Raw genomic sequence first — 25,820 nt, 5'->3', positions numbered from 1 at the left:
GCGGCATACACGGCCACGACAAAGCAGCAGCCCAAGCGAACACCTTCCTGAGCGGATGGACACTAGAGAAAGAAACGCCAGAAAAGACGCCTCGCCGCAGCGGTCCCGCCTGATGGCGGATCAGCCAAAGAACCGCTATCCCGACCGCCACTAGTTGGAGCCTTAGATGATGCCGTCCGGAATCGAAACGTGCTCCTTCGTGTACTCCTTGGGTTTCGGGATGAATGCCGCGATCAGGGCGCAGAGGAGGGCTGCCACCAGCCCGAGCAATAGCGACATTTGGAACCCGTCAGGGCTGGGTATGGACGCCCCGTCCGACTGTACTGAGGACTGGGCGAGGATTGCGGCGATCACGGCGGCCGCGACGCTCGTGCCCAGGGAGCGCATCAGGGTGTTCAGGCCGTTGGCAGAGCCGGTCTCGTTCGCCGGGACTGCCCGCATGATCAGCGTGGGCATCGCGGCGTAGCCGAGACCGATTCCGACGCCGATCACGGTGTTGATGACAAGTACATGCCAGACCTCAAGGTTGATGAACCCAGCAGCGAGATAGGTGACGGCGATGATCCCGGCTCCCGCCACGAGCAGAGGCTTGGGACCAAACTGTCGCTCGAGGCGCCCGGCCACGGGGGACATCGCCAACATTGCGAGGCCGGAAGGCATCAGCACGAAGCTTGCGTGCAGGAGCGTGAGACCGAGTCCGGAGCCGGTCTCTCTTGGCAGCTGCAGTAGCTGCGGGAAGACAATGCTGGAAGCGAAGAGAGCGAATCCCATGGCAATCGAAGCGAGGTTGGTCATGAGCACCGCCCCGCGAGCGCTAACGCGAATGTCGACGAGTGGATTGTCGCGGCGCAGCTCGTACCAGCCCCAGAGCAGCAGCACGACAACGCCACCGACAAGCAGGCCGAGTGTCTGCAGGGAGTCCCAGCCCCATTCATTGCCCTTGGAGACCGCGAGCAGTACGCCGCCGAGTCCGAGCGCCAGTCCCACGGCTCCGATGAAGTCGAATCGGCCGCCGGAGCGAAGGGCGCTCACCGGGATCACCAGAAGGAAGAGCACGAAGCTCAGCGTGCCGATGCCGGCCGCGACCCAGAACAGGAGGTGCCAGTCGTAGTTCTCCGCGACGAAGGCGCTGAGCGGCAGGCCGAGAGCTCCGCCGACGCCCAGCGTGGCGCTGACGAGCGCGATCGCCGATCCGAGTCGCTTGGGCGGCAGCACATCGCGCAGAATGGCGATGCCGAGCGGGATAACACCAGTACCCATGCCTTGCAGCCCGCGCCCGACAATCATCGGGCCAACGGTCGTCGAAAGAGCGGCAAGCACAGAACCGGCGACGAGGAGCGCCAACAAAACGAGTGCGATCCGACGCTTGCCAAACATATCGCCGAGCTTTCCCGCGATCGGGGTGAAGATGGCGCCCACTAGCAGCGTGATGGTGATCACCCAGGCGGTATCTTCCCTGCTCGCGTTCAGCAGCGTTGGCAACTCCGACTGGATTGGCAACAGGATCGTTTGCATGAACGATCCGCCCATGCCCGCAAAAGCGAGAACGCCAATGACGACGCCGGGCTTTGGGGAGCGACTCAGCCGTCGTCGTTTGCGGTCAGATTCGCCCATCAGCAGCGTCCGGTGTGAAAAATTGAAATGCTGATACTCAGTCTCATAACAGATACAGCATATCAAGCCGTAGACTGTGGCTGTGACTAAGACAGTACGTGAGCGCTCAAGGGATCTGATGCGCGCCGAGCTTGCGGAGGCCGTCTACGACTATTTCGCCGCGCACGGCTTTGACGAGGTCACTGTTGACGAGGTCGCGCACAACGTTGGTATTTCGCGGGCTACGTTCTTTCGCTACTTCGGTTCAAAGGAAGAGGCGGTCATCGTGGCCGTGCACTCATCGCCGATCGACTTTGCTGGCACTCTCCAATCACTTGAGCGGCAGGGCAAAGAGAGCATCTGGTCGCTACTGCGTCGCATGTTCGCACCGTCTGTTGCCGATGTCGAGAGTCGCCCAGAGGCCCTACGAGCGAGACTTCGGATGATCAACAGCACACCCACGCTGAAGGCTCGACTCGCGGAGCGGCGAACCTCTCAGATCGCTGTTGTTGCCGAGGTGCTCGAGGGGGCGGCGCCAGATGCGCTCGCCGCCCGCGCGTTGGCGGCCACGGCATTTGCGCTCTTCGACGTCGCCTGGCTTGCATGGGCGGCATCCGAGGATCGCACCTTTAGAACAATCCTTGACGACCTTTTCGAACGATTCGCACCCGCTGCAGAAGCCACGCTCGGCTGAGCGTCGCGCCCTCGCCGCTCAGACAATGACGCGATTCAGCTTGGCCGTGACCCCGTTCGGCGGACACTCTCTAATGGAGGATGTTCCCTATGCGAAACCAGCTCAAGGCATACACGCCTGAGTACAAAGACGAGGCTGTGAGGCTGGTGATCAATACCGGCCGGCCGGTTGCGACCGTCGCCCGTGAGCTCGGCATCGTTGAGCAGACTCTCGGTAACTGGGTCAAGGCCTACACGACCCGGCACGAGGTCGGAGACGGGGCCTTGTCCGAGACGGAACGGGCCGAGCTAGTCCGGCTGCGGAAGGAAGTCGGTGACGATAAAGGCCGATGAATGGACCATAAGTGAACCAAGGACCGTTGATCAGGCTGTTGGGGTGAAGCATGTGATGCCGTCACTTCGGCGCAATCAAGCAGCCAGATCGGGTGTCAGGAGTAGGGCGGGTGGGACTTGAACTCTCTTTAGGGTCGGGGCCTGGCGCTACTCCCGCGTGATTACGGGCACCGACACCCACCGTCAACCACCGTCAACCACCGTCAACCACCGTCAACCACCGTCAACCACCGAAAACTACCCTCGGATACCGCAACCTGTGGGTGAAATGTGGGTGCTCACGCGTCCCATTCCCCAATGTCAAAGTCGTCAGATTTGCGCTTCATGCCGCTCTCCTCATCGATCGTTCTCGCACCCTCCGCGCCGTGATTGGATGCGTTGCCATCCCCTCGATGCTCACCGCTGCTCTGCCGAGTAGTTGGTAGTACCGTGCTGGTGCCACGCCGAAATCACGACGGATCGTGAGCTCCTTCGTGCCGTCGTGACGCGGCCAGACGGATTCGAAGGCCAGCAGGTCGACAGCCTTCACCAGTCCTCTTTGCGAACAGCGCTATTCACATGCCGCTTGAATCCGGCGCGCGCCGCTGTCGGTGTTATCGGCACTGGTCGGGCTTGCTGTGGTCGGAAGACGAAGAACACGGACGAGTGGCAGCGCGTCACGTGTGACGACTGTCATGCCGCTCGACGTGCTGATGAGGGGAAGGCCTGATGCTCACAGACACGGAGATCACCGAAGCGGAAACCCGCAGGTGGGTCGAACGCTACGAGCAACACCTCGACCAGCTGCCCGTTCTCCTCGAGCACCTCCGCGACCGGGCTAACACGTTGAAGGCCGGGAGCATGAACGAACGCGTTTCCGGTGGCGGGGGAGAAGCACCACTCCCGTTCCGTGAGGATCCGGTCGACGATTGCGACGACTTGCGGGCGGCGCTCGTCGAGTATGTCGGTGAGGTGGCGGAGCGGTTGCAGGATGCGGCACCGGACGCCGCAGGAGCATCATGGGCGACCTCAGGTCGGGTTCGGGGTATTCCTGCCTGGATGAAACCCGACGACGCGTACAAGGCCGGATTCGCGTTGATCGCCTGGATGATCGACCGAGCCCGCAGGATCCACGCGCTCACACTGGACGACTCCGAGGGGCACCTGTTCGGGCTGATCCGGAAGCTGTCGAAACGATACGTCGACGCACCACCGATCGAACGGCCTGCGCACCGGAGAACATGCAGCGTCTGCGGCGAGCGCGCGGTGATCGTCGCATGGTTGCTCGGGGATACGGGTGAGGCCGAATGCAGGGTGTGCGGTGCGACGTACGCACCCGAGGGAATGGGAGAGAACGATGGTCGATGACAGTGTGATCGAGGAAGCGGCGCAGGAGATATCCGTAGCCAAGATGCACGGCGAGTGGACGGATGCCGCTCATGCCGCGTTCGCCGTGTTCGAGAAGGCGTACGCCCCGACCGACAACGAGCAGGAAGCCGCCGCCGAGCGGATCATCGGCCGCCACCTGTCCCGGCTTTCAAAGCGCGAGGGCTGGTCCGAGGATGACACGGCGATCGGTGGTCAGGCAGCGAACATAGTGCGGCAGCTCACCGAGGCCGGGTTGTTCCATCGCTGTGAGGTGCCGGAGCCGCAGGGCGAACCGTCCGACGCGCAGGTGCGCGCGGCGATAGACGCATGGCATCGCACCGAAGGAGCCGGCCACGCGGACTGGTACCAGAATCCGATCAACCGCGACCGGATGCGCGCCGCTCTGCGTGCGGCAGGAGAGGTGAAGCGATGAGCATGCTCTCGAAGCAGGACCATGAGCTGCTCAATACCGTCCCCCAGGAAGGGCCAGAGTTACTTGATGAAGATCCAATACACGCCGAGGGCGATGGCGCCAATCGCGAGAACAACGACACACGCCCACAACTGAGCAGCCTGCTTCCGCGCCCGATTGCGATCTCTTACCTCGACGGGGCAGGCGGTGCCTGGGCGGTGCTTGGTAGTCGGGCACCTGTCGTTGTACTGGCACATGGTGCCTCCTCTCTGGCGGCGTTCAGGACGCGCACCACCCCTGACCGTAGTGGACATGGGAACCCGTGGCGCAGGGGCACGACGGTGCGCAGATGCTCGCGGTAAAGCAGGAAGGGGAAACGATGGCATGGCAGGATGAGCAGCATGGAGCTGATCGCGATCGCCGCCGGCACGCTGGTGCTCGTCGTGGCCCTCGTCCTCTGGGCATTCATGGCGATCGCGAAGCGCATGCCGGACAACCGACCGCGGCGAGCGACCAAATGGGAACGGGCACGCAATCAGGCCGAGGTCGATGCGTGGTTCGGACGCACCAAGGGCGAAGACCACGTGAAGCGGATGCGCGGCGAGGTCTGACTCAATACGTCGGGGCTCCCGATGGCTGAGTACCTCACCCACCGGGAAGCAGCAGCCCGCACCCGCCGCAGCATCCGCAGCATCAACCGGTGGAGACGCGGCGGCATGCCAATGGAATGGGACAAACGAGACGGGCAACGAGTCCGCGTCGTCCGTCTCGACATCCTCCTCGCCTGGTGGAGAGAACGCCTCAACTCCGACCCAGCCCACCAATACCGACTACGCAGAATGCGCACAGAACAAGAAACACGACACGCCGAATGATCAATGTTTGGCACAGAGTGGTGTCATACCGCATTGTAAGAGTCAGCAGGAATGTTGGAACGGCCCCAGAGATTAGATCTCGGGGCCGTTCGTCGTTTCCTGCCTCATCCCATCCCCGGGCGGTCGGATCCCCAACCGGCCGCCCAATGGTGAAGCACATTCCGCCGCATGCATCTGCCATAATCCGCATATGACCACTAATCCACCCCCGCTGGGCGGACACCCGAACTTCTCGGCACAACCGCCGTTGCCACCGCAGCCGGTGTACCCGCCTCAGTACCAGAACACCATGCCACCGGCACCCAAGAAGCAGGGGAAGGCAGTCGCCGCATTGGTCATCGGCATCGTCGCCTTCATCACCGGGTGGATGCCCGTCGTCGGAATCATTCTCGGCGTGATCGCAATCTCACTTGCAATCAGCGCACTCCGTCGAAAGCAATCCAAGGGCCTCAGCATCACAGGTCTCGCTCTCGGCGCCATCGCACTCATACTCTCCATCGGAATGACCATCTCGCTGACGGCCCACTTGGTCAACGCCTTTGAGAACCGCAGCGGATCAACATCCACGGTCACCGAGTCCAGTGAATCTTCGGGCTCCACGGATACGAAGACGGAGACCTCGACGGAGACCGAACCCGACCCGGCGCCTGAGGAGCCAGTACAGGTCGAGCAGCCTGTCGCCCCGGATCTGAGCTCCTTCGTGGAGATCGACGATCGTTCGTTCGCACTCATCGCCAAGGACCCGGATGCGCATGTCGGGACGAACCTCATCCTTTATGGATCGATCATGCAGTTCGATTCAGCGACGGGCCGGTGCGCAATGCTCGTCTCCACCGCGGCGACGCTGAAGGAAATGTCCTACGAGTACGAGCAGAACACGATGGCCGTATCTGGCGACCGCAATCAGAACTGCCCGGTCTTCGATCCTCTTGTCGAAGACGACCATGTGAAGCTCTGGGCAACCGTCGTGCAGAGCTACAGCTACGAGACTCAGATCGGTGGGAACACCACGGTGCCGATGATTGAAGTCTGGCAAGCAGAGCTGCTCCCAGCAACCGAGTACTGACCGATCATTCATGCTCAAGAGCCTCGCCTTCGGGTGGGGCTCTTGGCATCTCAGGAGGTCGACATGGCCTCCTCGATCCGCGACGGCAAAGGCCACCGTGCCTACCGGCGCAAGCTAGCAGCACTCAAGCGCCGCACCGCACGCGAGAAGCTGCCCTGCGGGTACGGATCCGACTATGGATGTGGCCAGCCCATCGACACGACCATCCCCGCCGGTAAGAAGATGTCCTTCACCGCAGACCACCCCGACGCACTCGCGAACGGTGGACACCTCGTGAAGCAAGACCTCGTACCCATGCACCTCGGCTGCAACAGCCGCAAGGGTGACGCCGCAGAGATAGAGATCTGGGAGGCATCATGACTCGTCATCGACGCACCGACCCAGCATGCGAGAGGCACCAACCACCCCGCACATGGTGGCAACGCATCCTCTACGACCGTGCACGCGGCCGAGCCTGCCGCCAGTGCCACCCGCAGGGCCCCTGACGCTCGCAGACGCACGCGCACGCACTGAAAGGCACTCGCGCTCACCTATGCCGAGACAAGCCCTCACCGGGCCGTCCAGCACCCCGGGGGCACCCCTCGACCAACGATCTGCTGCCAGTCTCCCGCTCGGCCCTGGCAGTTTTCTCCCCGCGTCTATTCGCGTTCTGACGCTGTTTCCGCGCTGACGCTGTTTCGGAGGTGCTGCATGGCTCGTCCGAAGGCTCCGTGTGGGACGTATCCGGCGTATCGGCGTCATCTGCGCGCCAAGGAACGGGTGGATGACGCGTGCCGTGAGGCGCAGCGGAACCATGACGCTGGACGATCGACGTCGGCACCCGCGCGGCAGAAGCGTGTGATCGAGAAGACGCCGAGTATTGCACCCGTTGTGGTGCCGCCGGCCGCGCAGACCGATGACGGGAATGTGTCTCGCGTCGAAGTTTTGCAGGAGCTTCTGCAGGAGTCGCGCGAGCTCGTGAAAGAGCTACGCCGGACGGATCCGGCTCGGGTGTACCTGCAGATGCGTGAGCAACGCGAGATCCTTCGTGAGCTTTCCGAGCTACAGGGAAACGGGCAAGAGCCGACCAGGCTACTTTGCTGAGAGCACATCAACACGGCGCTCTGCCCACCATTCCTCACTCTTGGACTCGGTGGACGCGTCTTCCCAGGCATGGCCAATGACGCCCTTGAGGCGAGAGCAGACCGATTCGTCCCAGAGTCCTCGAGTCTGTTTGTCGCGGAGAATCTCGAAGGCTTCTCGCGTGAGTCTGAGTCCCCTGGAGTCCTGTGATTTGGAACCCAAATCGAAGAGTGCCTGCTTCTCGGCATCGATGAATGCCAAATGCTCCGGTGAATGCCACATATCCCGGCCTTGGCCCGGCAACGAGACGAGGTTGAAGAAAGCATCCAGCACGCCAAAGCAGGCTGCGCGCCGACGGGCACGGTCGGGCTCAGACACCAAGTACGCGTTGATTCCTGAGAGCGCGGACGCAGCGATTCGATGCGCCTCGACAGCGTCCCGTGAAGCGGCAAGAGCCGCTTCCTCTGCCTTCTCGGCTCGCCCTTGCGCTGTGATCGAGTCCGCGCGCGATGTCCAGGCGATGACGGTCGTCCCGATCGCGGCTGCCGCCGAGACGAACGAGATCCAGAGTGCAGCAGATTCCATGCCCCGCACTCTATCGGGGGTGACCGCGTGAGCGTCGATACAGTCCATGCCCCGAATATCCTCGAAGTCGCACGCCGCCTCGACATCGCGGACGCCGGCTCGATCTACGACAAGCCCGTCAGCGAAGCCGTCACCGACGCGACCATCCACCAGTTCCCCACTCGCAATGTCCCCGGCTCAGATGAGGATGACCTCGACGCCGTCGCGCGTCCTCGCGAAACGGAACCCACGGACGAACAATGACACCCATCGATGCGCAGCTGCTCGACTTCGCCGAAGCTCTCGGCGTGAGGATCGACTATCGCCGACTCCGCGAGGATCGCGATGGTCAGTACATCCACACACGGAAAGTCATCCACCTCCGCCCAGGTATGCACGCCAGGCACCACAGGAGCGTCCTCGCGCACGAACTCGGCCATGCCGTGTTCGGGGACATCCCGACGAAGTTCGGGCCCGTAAACGCGAAGCAGGAGCGCCGTGCTGAGGAATGGGCTGCGCTCCGCCTGATCGATCACACCGACTACCAGCACCTTGAAGCCGCATACGACGGACGCCCCGCAGGTATCGCGCTCGAGCTCGGAGTGATGACTAGCATCGTCACCGCGTACCAGGCCCGGCTGCAGCGCATCGGAGACGTCACTTACATCGGTGCACGCATGGGTGCCGGACAGTGGGCGCACCGCGTCGAGGTCGCCTGATGGCTGGGACGATCAAGGCGTACGAGACGGGCGCCGGTAAGCGGTACATGGTCCGCTACCGGAAGCCGGATAAGTCGTCGACCGACAAACGTGGGTTCAGGACGAAGAAGGAAGCCGAGCTGTTCCTCGCCTCTGTGACCGTGTCGAAGGCAAAGGGCGAGTACGTCGACCCCGCCGCCGGCAGAGCCACGATCGGCATTCTCGGGCCGCTCTGGTTGGAGAAGAAGAGCACGCTCAAGCCATCCGCCTATCGCCCACTCGAGATCGCCTGGCGGGTCTACGTGCTCCCGAAGTGGGGTCGGCACTCCGTCGCGAGCATCGAGGTCGCGGAGGTCGAAGCGTGGATCTCGCAGCTCATCAAGGGCACCGCACCGCGGGACAGGCAACTCGGGCGCACCAAGAAGGTGCCCGCGCAAAAGCAGCTCAGCGCGACCAGTGTGCTCCGCGCAGTCGGAGTACTTGCGGGGATCCTCGATGACGCGCAGCGCGCCGGCCGCATCCTGAAGAACCCCGCACGGGGAAATGAGAACCTTCCCCGGAAGTCGTCGAACAAGACGCGACGTTACCTCAGCGATGACGAGGTGATGCGGCTCGCGTCCGCGATCGCCGACCCCGTGCGCTCCGTCCTCGTCCTCACCCTCGCGTACACCGGCCTGCGATGGTCCGAGGCGATCGGGCTGCGCGTCCGCGACGTGAACCCACTACGCCGGCGCCTGCACGTGCGCCGCGTCCAAGTTGAACTCGACGGGATGTTCCACGAAGGGGAGCCGAAGAACTGGGAGCGGCGCACCGTCCCATTCCCGGAGTTCCTGCGCCCCGCGCTCGAACAGCTGTGCGAGGGCCTCGGACCCAACGACCATGTATTCGTCGACGATCTGGGCAACCACCTCCGGCAGCCGAACATCGCCAAGAGTTGGTTCCTCGCAGGTCAGGCCCGTGCCGGTATCGAACGCCTCACCCCGCATGACCTGCGTCACACTGCCGCGAGTCTCGCGATCAGTGAAGGCGCGAACCCGAAGGCAGTGCAGGCGATGCTCGGCCACAAGTCCGCCGCGATGACCCTCGACGTGTACGCGGACCTATTCCCCGACGACCTCGACGACGTCGCTGTGCGCCTGGATGCGCGCGCCACTGCTGCGACAGATGTGGGTGAAATGTGGGTGAACGTGGGAATCCGCACCGCCTGACGGACAAAAAAATAACCCCTGATCAGGCATGGGCCTGTCAGGGGCTTTCGTAGGGCGGGTGGGACTTGAACCCACGAATCGTCGGGTTATGAGCCCGCTGCCTTAACCAGCTTGGCCACCGCCCCGTAAGAGTCCCAGCTTATCGGAGCGAAGCGTTCGTGCCGCGCACGTTCACACCGCTTTTGCCGACTGATGCGTTCCGAGATGCTGACGATAGATCATGGCGTTCTGGATGAGTCCCGCTCGTTCCTCGTCGCTGAGCTCGCGGCGCACCTTCGCGGGTACTCCGGCAACCAGTGATCCGTCGGGAATCTCTGTCCCGCCGAGGATCACCGCTCCCCCGGCGATCAAACATCCCTTGCCGATGACCGCTCCGCTGAGAATCACCGCGCCCATCCCCACCAGCGATCCGTCGCCGATCGTGCAACCGTGCACGACCGCGTTGTGCCCGATCGATACGTTCTCACCGATCTGAACGGGATGCCCGCTGTCGACGTGAACGGACACATTATCTTGCACGTTGCTTCCCCGACCTAGCGTGATGGCCGCGGAATCCGCTCGAAGCACCGCGTTGTACCAGACGCTGGCACCAGACTCGACGGTGACTGCGCCGATGATGCGTGCACCGTCTGCGATGAACGTGTCATCGGCGATGCTCGGAGTCTTATCCGGGAGGGCGAGGACAGATGCTGACGAGGAGATACTCATGAGGCGAGACTACCCTTACTTCCGCGTGAATCCGCGTCTTTTCGGCCCGATAAGCCGAGCCTCAGCTTGCTTGCGGAATCTTCCAGGCTGAGTAGCGTTATATCCATCAGGTAACAAAGATGCCGTTCTGGAGGAAGAATTATGAGCAAGACAACCACTGTTTCCACCACTGCCAGCGACCCGACGGTTGCTGCCGCCGCGGCTCAGTTCCTGTCTCCCGTCGTTCTCGGGTTGCAGGCCCTCACCATCAACACGAAGCAGGCGCACTGGCACGTCCGTGGCGCGAACTTCGTCGGGGTGCACGAATTGTTCGACACGATTGTCGCGCACGCCGGTGACTTCGCCGACAGCGCTGCAGAACGCATCGTTGCGCTGGGACTGCCGATCGACGCTCGCCTGAGCGCCGTCGCTGACAAGGGGTCGTCGAACGTTCCGGCCGGCTTCGCCCAGTCGGACGCTCTCATCCGCGATGTGATCGCAGACATCGACGCGATCCTCGTCGACACGAAGGCTGCGGTCGAGGGCCTGGACGAGGTCGACCTCACCAGTCAGGATGTCGCGATCGAGATCCTGCGTGGCCTCGAGAAGGACCGCTGGTTCCTCGTCGCTCACATCGCCGAGTAACACCTCCCGGCTCAGAAACCCCAGCGATGGCGGTTGCGGATCACTCCACCGCAGCCGCCATCGCTTCTTTCAATGCCTGGGTGTACTGCGGCGCAAGTGTGTCGGCGAAGGTCACCGTCAGGTGATCCTGGTCACGGTAGACGTTCGCACCGTTGACGACGGGATAGCACAGGTCGTCGTCGCAGAACACATCGGTGAAGTCCAAAAGCGTCACTCCCGCCATGTCCGCTGCTGCGGCACGCAGAGGATCCTCATCGACGAGTACGTCTGAGCGCACACCCACGCACTCGGCGAGATCTCTGATCCGCAGGCACTTGTTCGGGTCTGTTTCCCACACCGGGTTGTCGATGACGGTGACCACAGGAATTCCACGATCGGTCATCGTCGACCACGCCTCTTGGTACCCAGCCGCCGCCGCGTCGTCTACCGAGTCATAGCCGTCTGCCGAGAAGGGGGTGTTCGAGATCGCCGCGGTGAACACCGCATCGAAGTCGCGCTCCTCGAGCTCGGCTTCAATGCCATCACGCCACTCTGAACATGCCGAACCGAACGCTCCGCCCGTCGACAGCGGAGTCGTGTTCCAGGGGCAGGCGCCCTTGAAGAACGTCGTCAGATGCCATCCTTCACGCTCGGCCATCGCTTGGAACGTGGTCAGAAGCTGGAAGGCATGGCTATCGCCGACGAGTGCGATCTGCGCAGCATCCGGTTCATCCGACCCGAACTCGCACGACACGGGTCTCATATCGTTCAACTGCACGAAGCACTGCTGTTCGGTGGGGCGATCCGCCCCCGCAAATCCGGGTGCCGGGAGGACGACGTCGAGTTCCGTGTCAACGCACCCGGGATCCAGCGCACCGGCAGCGCCGAAGCATGCCGGAGGGTTCTCTCGCACGTCTTGGATGGCCTGCACACCCTGCTGGTATGCGGGGGCATTGGCAGCCCAGCCGCCAGCAGCTGTTCCGGCGACAAGGATCATGGCCACCAGAGCAGCCCACAGAGTGACCCGGGGGCGGCGCGCGGTCAGCGGCTTCCACGAGCGCATCGGATCTTCCACAAAACGTTTGGTGAGCCACGCGAGCACGAAACAGATGCCCAGCAGAGCAACGCGGTGGTAGATGGTCAGACCCCAGAACGGCAACGATGGCGCAATCACGATCAGCGGCCAGTGCCACAGGTACAGGCTGTACGAGATATCACCGGTGAAGCGCATCGGGCGAACCGCGAGCAGGCGGGTCGGATACCACCAGCGGTCGGTGTTCGATGCGGCGATGATCGCACCCGCTCCGAGGGTCGGCAGCAGCGCCATGTATCCCGGGAACGGTGTCTGCCCGTCAAAGCGGAGCGCGGTGTACAAGAGCGCCAGGATGCCGCCCCAGCCGAGCACGAAGCTCAGCACCGGATGCTGAACGCGCAGCATCGGCACCAGCGCGATCAACGCGCCGACGCCGAACTGCCACATCCGAGTGAAAGTGACGAAATATGCGGGTGCGGGGTCGGTGATCGTGAACACGATGCAGAAGATGAGGGACGCAACGGAGACGACGGCGATGGCGATAGTGACCGCACGAAGCCGCGCACCCGAGAACCACTTGACCGCGACCCACGCGGCCAGAAGCATCAGAAGCGGCCACAGCACGTAGAACTGCTCTTCGAGCGACAGCGACCAGTAGTGCTGCACCGTAGTCGGTTCGCCGGTCAGCGCCAGATAGTCGGCGGAGTTGAACGCCAGGAACCAGTTCTCCACGTAGAACGTCGAGGCGATGATCTCTTTGAGCTCGGCGGGGAGCGCAGAGGTGGGAGTCAGATACGGGACCGATACGACGATCGCGCAGAACAGTAGGACAAGCAGCGATGCCGGCAGCAGCCGACGTGCTCGCCGTGCCCAGAACTGGCCCAGTTTCACGGTTCCCGTGGAGGTGAGCTCCCTGACCAGGTGCGCGGTGATCAAGAACCCGGAGATCACGAAGAACACGTCGACACCGACGTAACCGCCACTGAGGCGTCCTGGCCAGAAGTGGTAGAGCACGACAAAGAGGACGGCGATCGCTCGCAGCCCCTGGACGTGCGGAATGAACCGCGTGCGATTCTCGTGCTCGGGAGACTTGTCGCGCCTGCGCTGAGAGCGGGTGGTCGAGGAGAAAGGCGCGGCGGAGTTCACCCTCCAACGCTAGCGTGAACACCTCAGAACCCCCGCAACTGCGGCGGGCGCTTTGCCGATCGCGTTCAGCTCAGGTGCGTGATGCGTCCGGCGAGCAGCGTAGCCTGCACAGGCATGGCACGCAGCGTCGATGCCGATGCCGTGTGCGGATCCGCACCGCACAGCACAAGATCTGCGGTGTCCCCTGGCCTCGTTGACGAGCGAACGCTTGCGGCAAGGGCCTCACTGCGGGTCAGTTGCTCCTCCGGATGCCACGCATCGCGGTCATCATCCGTCCGCGCCACTGCCGCGGCAATGGTTGCCCACGGATCCAGCGGCGCCACCGGAGCATCTGAGCCCAGTCGCAACTCGACCCCCGCGCGAAGGAGCGTGGCCATCGGGTAGCCCACGGCCGTTTGATGAGCCCAATACCCTTCCACCAGGTCACGATCATCAATTGCGTGCTGCGGTTGCACACTGGCGGCCAGCCCCAGTCGGGCGATTCGCGAGATGTCGGCGTGTCGCACCAGTTGCGCATGCTCGATCGTTCCGGTGGCTCCGGAGGCGGCTACCGCGTCCAACGCCGATGCCACGGCGCGGTCGCCGATGGCGTGTACGGAGACTTCGAGTCCCGCCCCGGTCGCACGGGTCAGCAGCTCGATGAGATCAACGGGTGAGACGTTCATCACCCCGAAGTCGGTTTGGTCGTCGGGATAGGGATGCGAGCACGCCGCAGTCCGGGTCCCCAGCGATCCATCCGAGATGATCTTCAGCGGCCCCATGCGCACAAGATCAGCGATGCTATCCCCGGTACGCAGACCAGCAGAGATCGCGCGGTCGAGGTCGGAGATGTACACGGCGAACTCAACCCGTTGCGCGGCGAATCCACCCGCTGCTCGACGGTCCCAGGCTTGGAGGTTCCAGGCCATATCGAAGTCCACTATCCCGGTCACGCCGCGCGCCGCGGCAGCATCTCCGGCACGTGTGACGGCCAGATCTCCGTGAGCCGGGTCCACCGCGTTCAACCGCCGCGAGATCAGGAATGCGTCGTCCTCTCGCAGCATTCCGTCGGACGTGCGAAAGCCTTCGCGCTCCAGGGCTGCGGTGTTTAACCAGACGCTGTGCACATCCGCGTTGATCAAATAGGTCGGCACGCTCCCCGTGGCAGCATCCAGAACCGCAATCGAGGGGGCATCCGGCCAGAAGGCGTCACGAAAACCTGTGCCCACTCGCCTTCCGTCTGTCAGCACCGCCACATTCGACATTCGGGCTGCGGCTTCAGCAGCCGATGTCGTATCGCCGAGGTGCTCCCGCTCGGCAGTGAGCGCCCACTGCGTGGTGTGCACGTGATGGTCCCACAGCCCCGGCACCACCCAGGCGCCCTGCCCTTCGAGAACAGCGCCGGCTGAACGAAGGGCGCCAGTCGGGGCGATGTCCACGATTCGGTCGCCGTCCAGGTGAATGTCCACCGGCTCGGCGTCGACCAGATACTCGCGTCCGGGTCCCGCTACGCGCACTTCCCGAATCATCGAGACGTGTTCGCCGACCGCGCTCATGCGCTTCGTCCCGGTCGCGCATCCTGCGCCCGGCGCATCTCCGCGGCAAGCGCCGGGTTGGCATAAGCGCCGTTGCTCTGAAGTTCGGCGATGATGTTCTCCACCGTGGCGGCATCCTTGTTCTGGCTGAGTTTCCGTTTGGCTACGACGTGTGTCGGCGTCAGGCGGAAGCCGACTGTTCCGGCCGCGAGCCGATGGACGAACGCTTCATCATTGGGGCGCTCCCACATGAGCCGCGGCTCCGGCAGCTGGCCTTCGAACCGCTCGACGAGGCGATCCAGCACCCGCAGGTTCTCCTCGTCGCTGAGGATCTCCGGAATGCCGGAAATGTGAACCGCGGTGTAGTTCCACGTGGGCACCGCTTTGGTGTCTGCGTCATACCAGCCGGGTGAGATGTACCCGTTCGGCCCCTGGAAGATCACGAGCATCTCGTGCTGGCCGAGTTCGTGGATGAGGTCGTCCGGCTTTCCCACATGCGCAACGATCGTGAGGTCATCACGATCATCATCCAGCATGACTGCGTAGTGCGAAGCGACCTGGCCGTCTGCGGTTGCCGTGACGATAGTGGCCCAGGGATTGTGCTCGATGACACGGCGCATCTCGGCGACGTCTGCCAGTGTGAAACTCGGGTTCTGACGCATTCCCTCAGCCTAAGTCTGATCCCACGGTCAGGCCTGGCATTTCGGGCACCAGTAGAGCTTGCGTGCACCGAGCTCCTCGAGCACGATCTGCGTGCCGCACGTACGGCACGGCAGACCGGCACGGTGATAGACCCAGTGACGGTCATCACGACTTGCCATAGCTGCGCGGTAGTCGTCGGCTGAGAGGTCGTCCATCGTCATCATCTGACCGGTCTCGACTCCGATCGGCAGAAGCCGGGCCCAGTCGTGCCAGAGCTCCCGGACGATCTCCACAGGTACAGCTTTTCCGGGTGTGTGCGGGTTCAGCCGCGCCCGATAGAGCATCTCCGCGCGGTAAACGTTCCCGATTCCGCTGACGACGGACTGATCCATCAGCAGCAACGCGATCGCGGTGCCCTTCTTGCCGACTGTGTGCACGAATCGTGCTTCGTTCTGGGCAGGGTCCCCGACCAGCGGATCCGGGCCGAGCTTGGCGACGGATGCGAGCATCTCATCGGGCGTCTGCAGCACGCAGGCGGTGGGGCCGCGCAGGTCCGCCGCGGTGATGTCGGTCATCAGACGCAAGCGCACCTGCCCGACGACCGGCGGCGGCCACGGCATGTCGTCATCCGCCAGCCCCTTGGTCTGCTCTGACATGCGCACATGCACGCGCGTACGCCGAGGCGCCCCGATCGAAGACAGCGAGTTCTCACCGGCATCGTCGAGGATCGGCGTCTCGGCTCCCGCATCCAGATCAGTGCCGCGCTGATTCGTCTGCCCCATCCGTCCGTTCGCGGATGCGATCGTCGGGTCGAGCAGGACCTCCCCGGCGAAGTCCCACGCGCCGTACAGTCCCAGATGCACTCGAAGCCAGATATCGCCCTCGGTCTCGAGGAACATCTGCTTGCCGACGGCTTTCACGCTCACGGCCTGGCGCCCGTCGAGCACCGATGCCCCCTCGACGAATCGGCCCTGCGGACTCGACGCCTGCAGCGTCTTGCCTACGAAGTTCCGATCGAACTGCCGAGCAATTCGGTGAACGGAGTGTCCCTCAGGCATCTCAGGCGCGCGGGTCCGGCAGCAGCGACCCATCGCGTTCGAAGTCCGCGATCTGAGCGATACGGCGCACGTGACGCTCTTCGTCCGAGAACGGTGTCGAGATGAAACGCTCGATGAACGAGACAACTTCTTCGAAGGTGTGCTGGCGCGCGCCGATGGAGATCACGTTGGCGTCGTTGTGCTGGCGTGCGAGTTCGGCCGTGGAGAGGTTCCAGACCAGCGCAGCGCGAACGCCCTGCACCTTGTTGGCAGCGATCTGCTCGCCGTTGCCCGAGCCGCCGAATACGATTCCGAGCGCTTCGACTCCAGCGGACTGGTCGGCCACGACGGCACGAGCGGCTCGGATGCAGAAGGCCGGGTAGTCGTCGAGCGCGTCATACTCGACGGGACCGTGATCGATGACTTCGTGTCCGAGCGTTCGCAAATGCTGCTGAAGCTGTGTGGAGAATTCCAGTCCCGCGTGGTCTGTGGCGATGTGGATGCGCATGCTCACCATCCTAGAAGTGTCTGAGTCAGCGGTTGGTCAGGGGGCGATTCCGCCAGCGGCCGGTTTGAATCCGGCTCGGATGTTCTCACAGCATCCAGGACGGCAGATATCGAATGCGGGACCCAGCGCTGTGACGTGAGCGCGATCGGATGCTGCCCGGCCTTCGAGTCGCTCCTGAATGAGGTCAACGATCCCGGAGACGAACGCGGGCGAAATCCCCGGTGTCGGAGTGCGCACAAACTGCAAGCCGGCTTCCTGGGCAGCTTCCGCAGCTTCCGTGTCCAGATCCCAGAGCACTTCCATGTGATCGCTCATGAACCCAACCGGAACCACGACCACAGCTTCGATGCCGCGCGCAGGCAGCTCACCGATGACATCGCACACGTCCGGTTCCAACCAGGGCTGTGAAGCCGGGCCTGATCGTGACTGGTAGACGAGTTCCCAGGTGGTGCTGACGGCTTCGGGCACGAGCTGACGAACCTTATCCATCACCCAGGCCGCGACCGCCTGGTGCTGCGCGGCATAAGCACCGCCGTCACCCCAGTCGATGTCGCGCGGTCCGGAGCGCTCGGCATCGTCCATAGGAACACTGTGCGTGGAGAACAGCACGTGGATGCCGTCAGCTCGAACCCCGTCCGAAACGAACTGTGCGACTGCCGCGTGTACGCCATCGATGAAGGCTTGGACGAACCCGGGGTGGTCGTAGAACGGACGGATCTTGTCGATTGTCACGCGGTCATCAAGACCGGTCTGGGTCAGCACCCGGGCGAAGTCCTCGCGGTACTGACGACAGCTCGAGAACGAACTGTAGGCGCTCGTCGCAAAGGCAAGAAGCGTCGTGTCCCCCGCACGCTCGGCGTCCGTGACGGCATCTTCCAGGTACGGTGCCCAGTTGCGGTTGCCCCAGTACACGGGCAACTCAATGCTCCGTGCAGCCAGCTCGTGCTCGAGAGCCGCTTTCAGGGCTCGGTTCTGCGCGTTGATGGGGCTGATGCCGCCGAAGTGGCGATAGTGATGCGAGACGTCTTCCAGGCGTTCGTCGGGGATTCCCCTCCCCCGAGTCACATTGCGCAGAAACGGGATCACATCGTCCTGTCCCTCAGGCCCGCCGAAGCCCGCGAGGAGCACGGCGTCATAAGCCACCGGCGTTTCAATGAATTCGGCACCGGCCGCGGCGGCTTCGGAAGCGAAGGGAACGACATTCTCATCAGACACAGTCACATGCTCATCTTTCCACTGCTTGCATAAGGATCTGCCTAGTCCTGGCGTAGGCTGTCATGGTTGCCGTCGGCGCCACGCGCATCGATTGCAGGCGACACCCCCGAACCCCTGGGAGAAACAGCTGTGCCTGGAGAGAACCTCACCCGAATCGAAGCGCAGGAGCGTCGTGCTCTCGTCGACACACAGTCGTACGAGATCTCGCTCGATCTGACGAAGGGCGCCGAACTCTTCGGCTCCCGCAGCGTCGTGCGCTTCACCGCGAAGCCGGGAAGCTTCACGTTCATCGACCTCATCGCACACGAGGTGCGCGAGATCTCGCTCAATGGCGAGCAGCTGTCACCGAGCGAGGTCTTCGCCGATTCCCGCATCGCGCTGACCAACCTCCAGGAGCAGAACGTCCTCGTCGTCGACGCGGACTGCTCTTACACGAACACCGGAGAGGGGCTGCACCGCTTCGTCGATCCCGTCGACGACGAGGTCTACCTCTACTCGCAGTTCGAGGTGCCCGACTCCCGTCGTGTGTTCGCCGTCTTCGAACAGCCTGATCTGAAGGCCACCTTCCAGTTCACCGTGACCGCCCCGGATAACTGGAAGGTCATCTCCAACTCCCCCACACCCGAGCCGATCAACCATGACGCCAGCAGCACAGCGACATGGGGCTTCGAGCCGACGCCGCGCATCTCCTCCTACATCACCGCACTCGTGGCGGGGCCGTACGAATCGACATTCTCCGAGCTCACCAGCTCTGACGGCCGGATTATCCCGCTCGGTGTCTACGGACGCAAGAGCCTGTGGCAGCACATCGACGCCGATTACCTCTTCGACAAGACCCGCGAAGGGTTCGCCTACTTCGAATCGAAATTCGGCGTGCCGTACCCGTTCGAGAAGTACGACCAGCTGTTCGTTCCGGAATTCAACGCCGGCGCGATGGAGAACGCGGGAGCGGTCACCTTCACGGAGACTTACGTCTTCCGCAGCAAGGTGACGGATGCTGTCAAGGAACGCCGCGTCGTCACGATCCTGCACGAACTCGCGCACATGTGGTTCGGTGACCTCGTCACCATGAGGTGGTGGAACGACCTGTGGCTGAACGAGTCGTTCGCCGAGTGGGCTTCGACTATCGCCACCGCCGAGGCCACGGAGTGGACCGAGGCCTGGACGACGTTCAATGCCATGGAGAAGACCTGGGCCTACCGCCAGGACCAGCTTCCCTCCACACATCCGATCGTCGCCGAGATCAACGACCTCGAAGATGTCCAGGTCAACTTCGACGGCATCACCTATGCGAAGGGCGGCTCGGTCCTCAAGCAGCTCGCCGCCTGGGTCGGGATCGATGCTTTCTTCGCCGGCGTCGGCCAGTACTTCCAGAAGCACGCCTGGGGCAACACCGAGGTCAGCGATCTGCTCACCGAGCTCGAGGCCACCAGTGGGCGCGATCTCAGCACATGGGCGAGCAAATGGCTGGAGACCGCGGGCGTCAACACGCTCTCCCCTGTCATCGCCGAAGACTCTTCAGGCAAGATCACCCGTTTCGCCGTCACGCAGACGGCTCCCGCTGATTACCCGACAATCCGCCCGCACCGCTTGGGCGTCGGTCTCTACAACCTTGTCGATGGAGCGCTCGCCCGCACGCACTACGTCGAAATCGACGTCGACGGCGACCGCACCGAAGTTCCGGAGCTGCAGGGTCACGACCGCCCAGACCTGGTACTGCTCAACGACAACGACCTCGCATACGCGAAGATCCGTCTGGACGAGCGGTCACTGGCCACCGCCATCGCGCACCTCGGCGCCATCTCCGATCCGCTGGCGCGTTCGATCGTCTGGGGCGCAGCCTGGGACCAGACCCGCGACGCCGAGAGCGCAGCATCCGATTACATCGATCTGGTGCTCGGGAACATCGGCAGCGAGACCGAATCGACGACCGTTCGCACCACCCTCGCCCAGCTGCGCACGGCAGCGGCGCTTTATGTGGCGCCCGGTGAACAGCAGGCTGCCCGGCTGAAGGTTGCCGAAGGTCTGTGGGAGCTCGCGCAGAGCGCGCCGGCCGGTAGCGACAGCCAGTTGCAGTTCGTCACCGCATTCGCGGGCGCGATCGTCAACTCCGAGCATGCCGGCATCGTCGGTCGCCTGCGCTCCGGAGAAGACACCCTCCCCGGCCTCGAGATCGACGCTGACCTCTCGTGGCAGCTGCTGATCGGCCTCGCCTCGATCGGCGCGACGGATGCGGCATCCATCGATGCCGCCCTCGCAGCGGACAACACCTCGAAGGGTGCCGAGTTCGCAGCTCTGGCACACGCCGCTCTTCCCACCGTGACGGATAAGCGCATCGCGTGGAAGCGACTGGTCGAGAACTCGGATGCCCCGAACACGATCGTGCGCGCAGGCTCCCAGGGCTTCGTCCACCCGAACAGCGTCGAGGTGCTCGGCGAGTTCGTACAGAGCTACTTCGACATGCTGCTGCCGGTGTGGGAGTCGCGCACCTACCAGATTGCGAACTACCTCATCGTCGGGCTATACCCGACGCCGCTTGCCAACGCTGAGCTTCGCGAAGCGACCCGCACGTGGCTGAGCGACAACGCTGATGCTGCGCCGGCGCTGCGCCGCCTCGTCAGCGAGGGGCTAGCCGACGTGGAACGCGCCCTGGCCGCACAGGCTCGCGACGCGGAGGACGACTCTGAGGACTGATCCTCAGCTTCTGCGTCGGGCCCCTGCCACCAAGCTCATCCAGCTGGTGCAGGGGCCCGATCGCTAGTATCGAGGGGTGCTCTCCCTTCCGCATTTCCAAGATGTCGAACCGGTGGATCAAGCCGACTGGACGGGTTTTTTAGAGACCCTCGCCCGCGGTGGCCGCGCCGCGCTGAACGTCGCGATCATCATCGCCGTCGCCCTGGTTGTCACGTTCGTGCTGCGCATCGTCATCCGGCGCGTCGTGCAACGCATCGTCAACAGCGCAAAGTCCAAAGCGAACGTGGACGATACTCAAGCTCTGGAGCAGTCCCCGCTGGCAGATATGCGGCTGATTCAGCGAACTCGCACGCTCGGATCGATTCTGCAGAACATCATCAACGTGGTGGTTCTGGTGATCGCGCTGCTGCTGATCGTGTGGACGCTCTCGCCTTCGCTGTTGAGTTCGCTCACGCTGCTGACCGCCGCGGTCGGCGCGGGACTCGGCTTCGGCGCCCAAAACATCGTCAAAGACGTTCTCAACGGCCTGTTCATCGTCGCCGAGGACCAGATCGGAATCGGCGACGTCGTGGATGTGGGTCTCGCCAGCGGCATGGTCGAGTATGTGAGCGTGCGTGTGACCCAGCTACGGGATGTGAACGGCACGCTCTGGTACGTGCGCAACGGTGAGATCCTCCGGATCGGAAACATGTCGCAGGGATGGGCGCGCACGATCATCGACCTGGGCGTGCCCGTCGATGCCGATGTGGCCGAGGTCGAGCGCGCGCTGCTCGCGGCGGCCGAACAGCTGGCGAAGGAACCCAAGTGGCGTACGCGCATCATCGAACGTCCAGAGGTGTGGGGCCTGGAGTCGATCTCCGGCGATGCTCTGGTTATTCGCGTTGTGCTCAAGACACGCGCGAATGCAAAGGATGACGTGGCCCGCGAACTGCGCATGCGACTCAAAGCAGCCGTTGAGGGGCTGGATCTGACCATTCCCCGTATGGAGTCCGTCATCCCCACCGGGCCCGAGGGTGCCCGTCGTGTGCGCGGCGCGAACCCACCGCTGACGCGCCCTAATCCGGTCACGGGCGTGCCGCCGGTGATCCGCGGGATTTGGCGCAAAAAGAACACCCAGGCACACGACGACGAAGCCAAGGACAGCGAATGACTTTCTATGATGAGGTCGGCGGTTACGCGACGTTCGAGAAGATCGTAAACATCTTCTACCGCGAGGTCGCGCTCGACCCGGTCCTGAAGCCGATGTATCCGGAAGAGGATCTCGGCCCCGCAGAAGAGCGCTTCGCGCTGTTCCTTGCGCAGTACTGGGGCGGCCCGTCGACATACAGTGAGCGCCGCGGGCATCCGCGCCTGCGTATGCGGCACAACCCCTTCCACGTCAATCCGGATGCCCGTGACCGCTGGCTGCGCTGCATGCGCACCTCGCTCGACGAAGTCCAATTGTCCGCACTGCACGACGCGACGCTGTGGGACTACCTCGAACGCGCCGCTTACGCCATGGTGAACACCATGGAACCCACGAGTATCGGCCCCGATGCCGCCGGCCGGCCCACGCTCGAGACCCGCACGACCAGTCAGGATTCAACGGAGAACGCATGACGACCCCACCCCTGTCCGCCGACGTCCTAGTGATCGGATGGGGGTTGGCCGGTCTCGTGGCCGCCGCCGAGGCGACAGCCGCCGGTAAACGAGTGATCCTGCTCGACCAGGAGCCCCGATCGAACCTGGGCGGTCAGGCATGGTGGTCATTCGGCGGATTGTTTTTCGTCGATTCACCGGAGCAGCGACGCCTCGGAATCAAAGACTCGCTCGAACTCGCCACCCAGGACTGGTTCGGCAACGCCGGTTTCGACCGCGACGAGGACCACTGGCCGCGTCGATGGGCTGAAGCGTATCTGCAGTTCGCCGCGGGTGAGAAACGTGCCTGGTTGCGTGAGCGCGGCGTCGGCTTCTTCCCCGTGGTCGGGTGGGCTGAGCGCGGCGGCTACGGCGCGATCGGTCCGGGAAACTCGGTGCCGCGTTTCCACATCACCTGGGGTACCGGCCCGGGCATCGTCGCACCGTTCGCCGATGCCGTTCACCGTGCGGAGGATGCCGGAACCCTCACTGTGCTCCCCCGCCATCGCGTCACTGAGCTGCTGAGCGCCGATGGCGCTGTCATCGGCGCACGGGGCCACCGTCTCGTCGATTCCACGAGTGCCCGCGGCCTCAGCACATCACGCGAGGTCGCCGGTGATTTCGAGATCTCCGCGGGTGCGACCATCGTCGCCTCCGGCGGCATCGGCGGAAATCACGACCTGGTGCGCGCTGCGTGGCCGAAGCGGCTGGGCACAGCTCCTGAGCACATGGTGACGGGAGTGCCGGCCTATGTGGACGGGTCGATGCATGCCGTATCTGCAGCAGCCGGTGCGCACCTCATCAACGGCGACCGCATGTGGCATTACGTCGAGGGAATCAGCAATTGGGATCCGGTGTGGCCTTCGCACGGCATCCGAATCCTGCCCGGGCCGTCATCCCTGTGGCTGGATGCCACGGGACAACGTCTACCCGTCCCGCTCTTCCCCGGCTTCGACACACTGGGAACTCTCCAGTACCTGCGCCAGACCGGGCACGACCATTCCTGGTTCGTCACGTCGCGACAGATCGTCGAGAAGGAGTTCGCGCTTTCTGGCAGCGAGCAGAACCCCGATCTCACCGGCAAGGATGTCGGGCTGCTGCTGAAGTCTCGTCTGGCGAAGGGCCCGACCGGTCCCGTGCAGGCATTCCTCGACGAGGGCGCGGACTTCATCGTCGAGAACGACCTGGAGAGCCTGCTGGAGCAGATGCGCCTGCACGACGGCGGCGAAGCGCTCGACATCGATACTGTTCGCCGTGAAGTCATCGCTCGTGACCGCGAGATCGAGAACGACTTCAGCAAGGATGCGCAGATCGGGATGCTGCGCTCCATGCGCGGCTACCGCGGCGACAGACTCATCCGCACAGCGTCGCCGCATCGACTGCAGGACCCGGCGGCCGGCCCGATGATCGCGGTGAAGCTGCACGTTCTGACGCGGAAGTCGCTCGGCGGCATCGAGACCGACCTCGATGGACGCGCGCTGGACTCTTCGGGCAACGCCATCACCGGGCTGTTCGCTGCGGGTGAGGCCAGCGGGTTCGGCGGCGGCGGCGTGCACGGGTACCGCGCACTGGAAGGCACCTTCTTGGGTGGATGCCTGTTCTCCGGACGTCAGGCGGGACGAGCGGCTGCGCAGTAGGACCCGCTACGCTGCACCTACGCCCGTTCCGCGAACGGCGGTGAGTCCGGTGACCATCGGACCGCGCGAGAGCACGTGCCCGCGCGCGAAGCCCAACCGCGTCCAGCGCCCGGATGCTGTCACGGTGACGTTCTCCTCGCCGGAGATGAACCCGAAGGCGTGTGCGGCGAATGCCACGCCTCGCGGGAGACCGGCGAGGTCCTCGTCCGGCTCACCCCAGATGGCGGCCCGGAGCGCTCGGACCGCCTCTTCGCCAGCGCCCGGTGTCGCCCCGCGCGCCACGGCCGAGATTCCCCATTGGGCTCGGTTGGCAATCACCGACGATTCCAGGCTTCCGGTGCGCTCCCACCCTCCACGTGGCGGCGCGACTCCCGCCCAGGCCGGAGAACGTCCGGTGTCGGGTAGTTTCAGCATCCGCTCGTCTTCATCTGCGGTGAGTTCGTCCACGACGATGTCGCACTCCAACGCCGGATCGGCGCGGACGATCCGCATGGCGAGAACCGTCGGGGTCTGGTCGAACAGCCCCTGGGGCGCCAGCGCAGCAGCGGTCACGGCCAGGATGCCATCCGCGCCCTGCAGCCGTACCCCGTCCTCGGAGACCAATCCTGCTCGGCCGAAAAAGGTGAGGACGTCACGAGCGGTGTCGGAGTCTGCGAGAACAAGGCGATGGTGCACGCGTTCTAAACTATCAAGGAGGCGATCGACGGTCGCGGGAGGAGCGCCATGAACGCAGACGCACAGGCTCAAGCATCCGTTGACACCCTGCTGGACGTGCTGGATCTCGATGAGAGCCAAGCGCGGACCACCGAAGACATCTTCACCGGCAGTTCGCACAGTATGCCCACCGGGCGCATCTACGGCGGGCAGGTGCTCGGCCAATGCCTGATCGCCGCTGAGCGGACGATGCCAGAGGATCGCGCCGTGCACTCGATGCACGGGTATTTTCTCCGCCCGGGCGATTCCACCCAGGGCGTGACGATCGCCGTCGATCGCATCCACGATGGTCGGTCGTTTTCGACCAGACGGGCGCAGGCGTACCAGAACGGCGTTCCGATCTTCTCAATGATCGCTTCGTTCCAGGACGAGGCTCCCGGGCTCGAACATTCCACGCCGATGCCAGTCGGCATCCCGCAGCCCGAGCAGATCCCGCCCGATGAAGATCTGGCACCGGACAACAAGCCGGTCATGCGGCAGCTGCTGATGGAGCGTCCCGTTGAAGTGCGTCATATCGACCCGCCGATTTATCTCGCCGTCGACGGCGAGCAGGCCGCGCGGCAGGCCGTGTGGATGCGTCTGCGGGCGCCGATGCCGGATGACCAGCGTCTGCACCGCGCTGCGCTGGCCTACCTCAGCGATATGACGATCCAGGAGTCGATCCTGCGCGCGCACGGTGTGTCCTGGGTGACGCCGGGGCTGAAGGTGGCGAGTCTGGACCACGCCATGTGGTGGCACCGTCCCGCGCGCGTCGATGAGTGGCTGCTGTACGTGCAGGAGTCACCCAATGCTCGCGGCGGTCGTGGTCTGGCTACCGGCCGTGTCTACACGCGCGAAGGCGTGCTGGTCGCCAGTGTCTCGCAGGAGATCATGATCCGCGTCCCTGCGGACCGCTGACGCT

The 25,820-nt window shown here is 63.8% G+C and carries 28 protein-coding genes and 1 tRNA gene; 17 read left to right on the top strand and 12 right to left on the bottom strand.

Annotated elements, in window-relative coordinates; all coding sequences use genetic code 11:
* Positions 1-162: 162 nt before the first annotated feature.
* Entirely contained in the window at positions 163-1,614 is a 1,452-nt protein-coding gene (locus tag ACSU1L_RS01860; RefSeq protein WP_439254497.1) for an MFS transporter, read from the bottom strand.
* An 82-nt stretch (positions 1,615-1,696) separates the two neighbouring features.
* Here ACSU1L_RS01860 and ACSU1L_RS01855 point away from each other — a divergent pair, with 82 nt between their 5' ends.
* Positions 1,697-2,287 carry a TetR family transcriptional regulator gene (locus ACSU1L_RS01855; protein ID WP_439254496.1) on the top strand — a complete coding sequence of 197 codons (591 nt, stop codon included), beginning with the start codon at positions 1,697-1,699 and terminating at the stop codon, positions 2,285-2,287.
* An 89-nt stretch (positions 2,288-2,376) separates the two neighbouring features.
* Positions 2,377-2,619, top strand: coding sequence for a transposase (locus tag ACSU1L_RS01850; RefSeq protein ID WP_439254495.1), 243 nt, complete (start codon positions 2,377-2,379; stop codon positions 2,617-2,619).
* A 322-nt stretch (positions 2,620-2,941) separates the two neighbouring features.
* Here ACSU1L_RS01850 and ACSU1L_RS01845 read toward each other — a convergent pair whose 3' ends face one another.
* Positions 2,942-3,148 (bottom strand): DUF3263 domain-containing protein, encoded by a 207-nt coding sequence (locus tag ACSU1L_RS01845; protein ID WP_439254493.1) that lies wholly within the window; start codon positions 3,146-3,148, stop codon positions 2,942-2,944.
* Between the two features lie 179 nt (positions 3,149-3,327).
* Between ACSU1L_RS01845 and ACSU1L_RS01840 the strand changes: the two genes are divergently transcribed.
* The 6 genes from ACSU1L_RS01840 (at position 3,328) to ACSU1L_RS01815 (ending at position 7,402) form a co-directional block, all read left to right on the top strand.
* Positions 3,328-3,966, top strand: coding sequence for a hypothetical protein (locus ACSU1L_RS01840; protein WP_439254492.1), 639 nt, complete (start codon positions 3,328-3,330; stop codon positions 3,964-3,966).
* Entirely contained in the window at positions 3,956-4,399 is a 444-nt protein-coding gene (locus ACSU1L_RS01835) for a hypothetical protein (RefSeq protein ID WP_439254491.1), read from the top strand. The genes ACSU1L_RS01840 and ACSU1L_RS01835 overlap by 11 nt, the downstream gene beginning before the upstream one ends.
* A 371-nt stretch (positions 4,400-4,770) precedes the next feature.
* On the top strand, positions 4,771-4,989 hold the full coding sequence (locus tag ACSU1L_RS01830; RefSeq protein ID WP_439254490.1) for a hypothetical protein: 219 nt from the start codon (positions 4,771-4,773) through the stop codon (positions 4,987-4,989).
* A gap of 454 nt (positions 4,990-5,443) precedes the next feature.
* Positions 5,444-6,319 carry a DUF4190 domain-containing protein gene (locus ACSU1L_RS01825; RefSeq protein ID WP_439254489.1) on the top strand — a complete coding sequence of 292 codons (876 nt, stop codon included), beginning with the start codon at positions 5,444-5,446 and terminating at the stop codon, positions 6,317-6,319.
* 63 nt (positions 6,320-6,382) lie between these two features.
* On the top strand, positions 6,383-6,679 hold the full coding sequence (locus ACSU1L_RS01820) for an HNH endonuclease (protein ID WP_439254488.1): 297 nt from the start codon (positions 6,383-6,385) through the stop codon (positions 6,677-6,679).
* Positions 6,680-7,009: 330 nt separating this feature from the next.
* The gene (locus ACSU1L_RS01815) at positions 7,010-7,402 is read left to right on the top strand and encodes a hypothetical protein (RefSeq protein ID WP_439254487.1); all 393 of its coding nucleotides are present in this window, start codon (positions 7,010-7,012) and stop codon (positions 7,400-7,402) included.
* On the opposite strand, the gene ACSU1L_RS01810 is transcribed toward ACSU1L_RS01815, so the two are convergent.
* On the bottom strand, positions 7,391-7,966 hold the full coding sequence (locus tag ACSU1L_RS01810) for a hypothetical protein (RefSeq protein ID WP_439254486.1): 576 nt from the start codon (positions 7,964-7,966) through the stop codon (positions 7,391-7,393). The two genes, ACSU1L_RS01815 and ACSU1L_RS01810, sit on opposite strands and share 12 nt — an antisense overlap.
* Positions 7,967-7,993: 27 nt before the next feature.
* Between ACSU1L_RS01810 and ACSU1L_RS01805 the strand changes: the two genes are divergently transcribed.
* Genes ACSU1L_RS01805 through ACSU1L_RS01795 form a run of 3 tightly spaced genes read left to right on the top strand, consistent with a single transcriptional unit; the run spans position 7,994 to position 9,851 of the window.
* On the top strand, positions 7,994-8,209 hold the full coding sequence (locus tag ACSU1L_RS01805) for a hypothetical protein (protein WP_439254485.1): 216 nt from the start codon (positions 7,994-7,996) through the stop codon (positions 8,207-8,209).
* Positions 8,206-8,664, top strand: coding sequence for an ImmA/IrrE family metallo-endopeptidase (locus ACSU1L_RS01800; protein ID WP_439254484.1), 459 nt, complete (start codon positions 8,206-8,208; stop codon positions 8,662-8,664). Before ACSU1L_RS01805 ends, ACSU1L_RS01800 begins: the two co-directional genes overlap by 4 nt.
* Positions 8,664-9,851 carry a tyrosine-type recombinase/integrase gene (locus ACSU1L_RS01795; protein WP_439254483.1) on the top strand — a complete coding sequence of 396 codons (1,188 nt, stop codon included), beginning with the start codon at positions 8,664-8,666 and terminating at the stop codon, positions 9,849-9,851. The genes ACSU1L_RS01800 and ACSU1L_RS01795 overlap by 1 nt, the downstream gene beginning before the upstream one ends.
* Before the next feature lie 50 nt (positions 9,852-9,901).
* On the opposite strand, the gene ACSU1L_RS01790 is transcribed toward ACSU1L_RS01795, so the two are convergent.
* Both ACSU1L_RS01790 and ACSU1L_RS01785 read right to left on the bottom strand, forming a co-directional pair.
* Positions 9,902-9,976 (bottom strand) — tRNA-Ile (locus ACSU1L_RS01790).
* Between the two features lie 46 nt (positions 9,977-10,022).
* Complete coding sequence (locus tag ACSU1L_RS01785) at positions 10,023-10,559, bottom strand: gamma carbonic anhydrase family protein (RefSeq protein ID WP_438254378.1); 537 nt, start codon at positions 10,557-10,559, stop codon at positions 10,023-10,025.
* Positions 10,560-10,700: 141 nt separating this feature from the next.
* Here ACSU1L_RS01785 and ACSU1L_RS01780 point away from each other — a divergent pair, with 141 nt between their 5' ends.
* Entirely contained in the window at positions 10,701-11,183 is a 483-nt protein-coding gene (locus ACSU1L_RS01780; protein WP_439254480.1) for a Dps family protein, read from the top strand.
* Between the two features lie 40 nt (positions 11,184-11,223).
* Here ACSU1L_RS01780 and ACSU1L_RS01775 read toward each other — a convergent pair whose 3' ends face one another.
* From ACSU1L_RS01775 to ACSU1L_RS01750, 6 genes are all read right to left on the bottom strand, one after another.
* Complete coding sequence (locus ACSU1L_RS01775) at positions 11,224-13,341, bottom strand: acyltransferase family protein (protein ID WP_439254479.1); 2,118 nt, start codon at positions 13,339-13,341, stop codon at positions 11,224-11,226.
* Positions 13,342-13,406: 65 nt separating this feature from the next.
* A complete protein-coding gene (locus ACSU1L_RS01770; RefSeq protein ID WP_439254476.1) occupies positions 13,407-14,876 on the bottom strand; it encodes an amidohydrolase in 1,470 nt (489 codons plus the stop codon).
* Positions 14,873-15,517, bottom strand: coding sequence for an FMN-binding negative transcriptional regulator (locus tag ACSU1L_RS01765; RefSeq protein ID WP_439254474.1), 645 nt, complete (start codon positions 15,515-15,517; stop codon positions 14,873-14,875). Before ACSU1L_RS01765 ends, ACSU1L_RS01770 begins: the two co-directional genes overlap by 4 nt.
* Positions 15,518-15,544: 27 nt before the next feature.
* Positions 15,545-16,555 carry an Fpg/Nei family DNA glycosylase gene (locus ACSU1L_RS01760; protein ID WP_439254471.1) on the bottom strand — a complete coding sequence of 337 codons (1,011 nt, stop codon included), beginning with the start codon at positions 16,553-16,555 and terminating at the stop codon, positions 15,545-15,547.
* A 1-nt stretch (position 16,556) separates the two neighbouring features.
* The gene (locus ACSU1L_RS01755; protein ID WP_439254469.1) at positions 16,557-17,042 is read right to left on the bottom strand and encodes a ribose-5-phosphate isomerase; all 486 of its coding nucleotides are present in this window, start codon (positions 17,040-17,042) and stop codon (positions 16,557-16,559) included.
* A 36-nt stretch (positions 17,043-17,078) separates the two neighbouring features.
* The gene (locus tag ACSU1L_RS01750) at positions 17,079-18,263 is read right to left on the bottom strand and encodes a ferrochelatase (RefSeq protein ID WP_439254467.1); all 1,185 of its coding nucleotides are present in this window, start codon (positions 18,261-18,263) and stop codon (positions 17,079-17,081) included.
* A gap of 123 nt (positions 18,264-18,386) precedes the next feature.
* Here ACSU1L_RS01750 and pepN point away from each other — a divergent pair, with 123 nt between their 5' ends.
* The 4 genes from pepN (at position 18,387) to ACSU1L_RS01730 (ending at position 24,205) form a co-directional block, all read left to right on the top strand.
* Positions 18,387-20,951 (top strand): aminopeptidase N, encoded by a 2,565-nt coding sequence (pepN, locus tag ACSU1L_RS01745; protein WP_439254465.1) that lies wholly within the window; start codon positions 18,387-18,389, stop codon positions 20,949-20,951.
* Positions 20,952-21,027: 76 nt separating this feature from the next.
* Positions 21,028-22,101 (top strand): mechanosensitive ion channel family protein, encoded by a 1,074-nt coding sequence (locus ACSU1L_RS01740; protein ID WP_439254462.1) that lies wholly within the window; start codon positions 21,028-21,030, stop codon positions 22,099-22,101.
* Positions 22,098-22,550 carry a globin gene (locus ACSU1L_RS01735; protein ID WP_438254363.1) on the top strand — a complete coding sequence of 151 codons (453 nt, stop codon included), beginning with the start codon at positions 22,098-22,100 and terminating at the stop codon, positions 22,548-22,550. Before ACSU1L_RS01740 ends, ACSU1L_RS01735 begins: the two co-directional genes overlap by 4 nt.
* A complete protein-coding gene (locus ACSU1L_RS01730) occupies positions 22,547-24,205 on the top strand; it encodes an FAD-binding dehydrogenase (RefSeq protein WP_439254460.1) in 1,659 nt (552 codons plus the stop codon). Before ACSU1L_RS01735 ends, ACSU1L_RS01730 begins: the two co-directional genes overlap by 4 nt.
* 6 nt (positions 24,206-24,211) lie before the next feature.
* Here ACSU1L_RS01730 and ACSU1L_RS01725 read toward each other — a convergent pair whose 3' ends face one another.
* Positions 24,212-24,880, bottom strand: coding sequence for a hypothetical protein (locus ACSU1L_RS01725; protein ID WP_439254458.1), 669 nt, complete (start codon positions 24,878-24,880; stop codon positions 24,212-24,214).
* Positions 24,881-24,928: 48 nt separating this feature from the next.
* On the opposite strand from ACSU1L_RS01725, the gene ACSU1L_RS01720 reads away from it, so the two are divergent.
* Entirely contained in the window at positions 24,929-25,816 is an 888-nt protein-coding gene (locus ACSU1L_RS01720; protein ID WP_438254360.1) for an acyl-CoA thioesterase, read from the top strand.
* Positions 25,817-25,820: the final 4 nt, after the last annotated feature.

Origin of the sequence: Microbacterium sp. A94 (assembly GCF_051842855.1) — a bacterium.
GTDB lineage: Bacteria > Actinomycetota > Actinomycetes > Actinomycetales > Microbacteriaceae > Microbacterium.
Note: the sequence above shows the minus strand (reverse complement) of the source record. Positions and strands in the feature narration are given on the sequence as shown.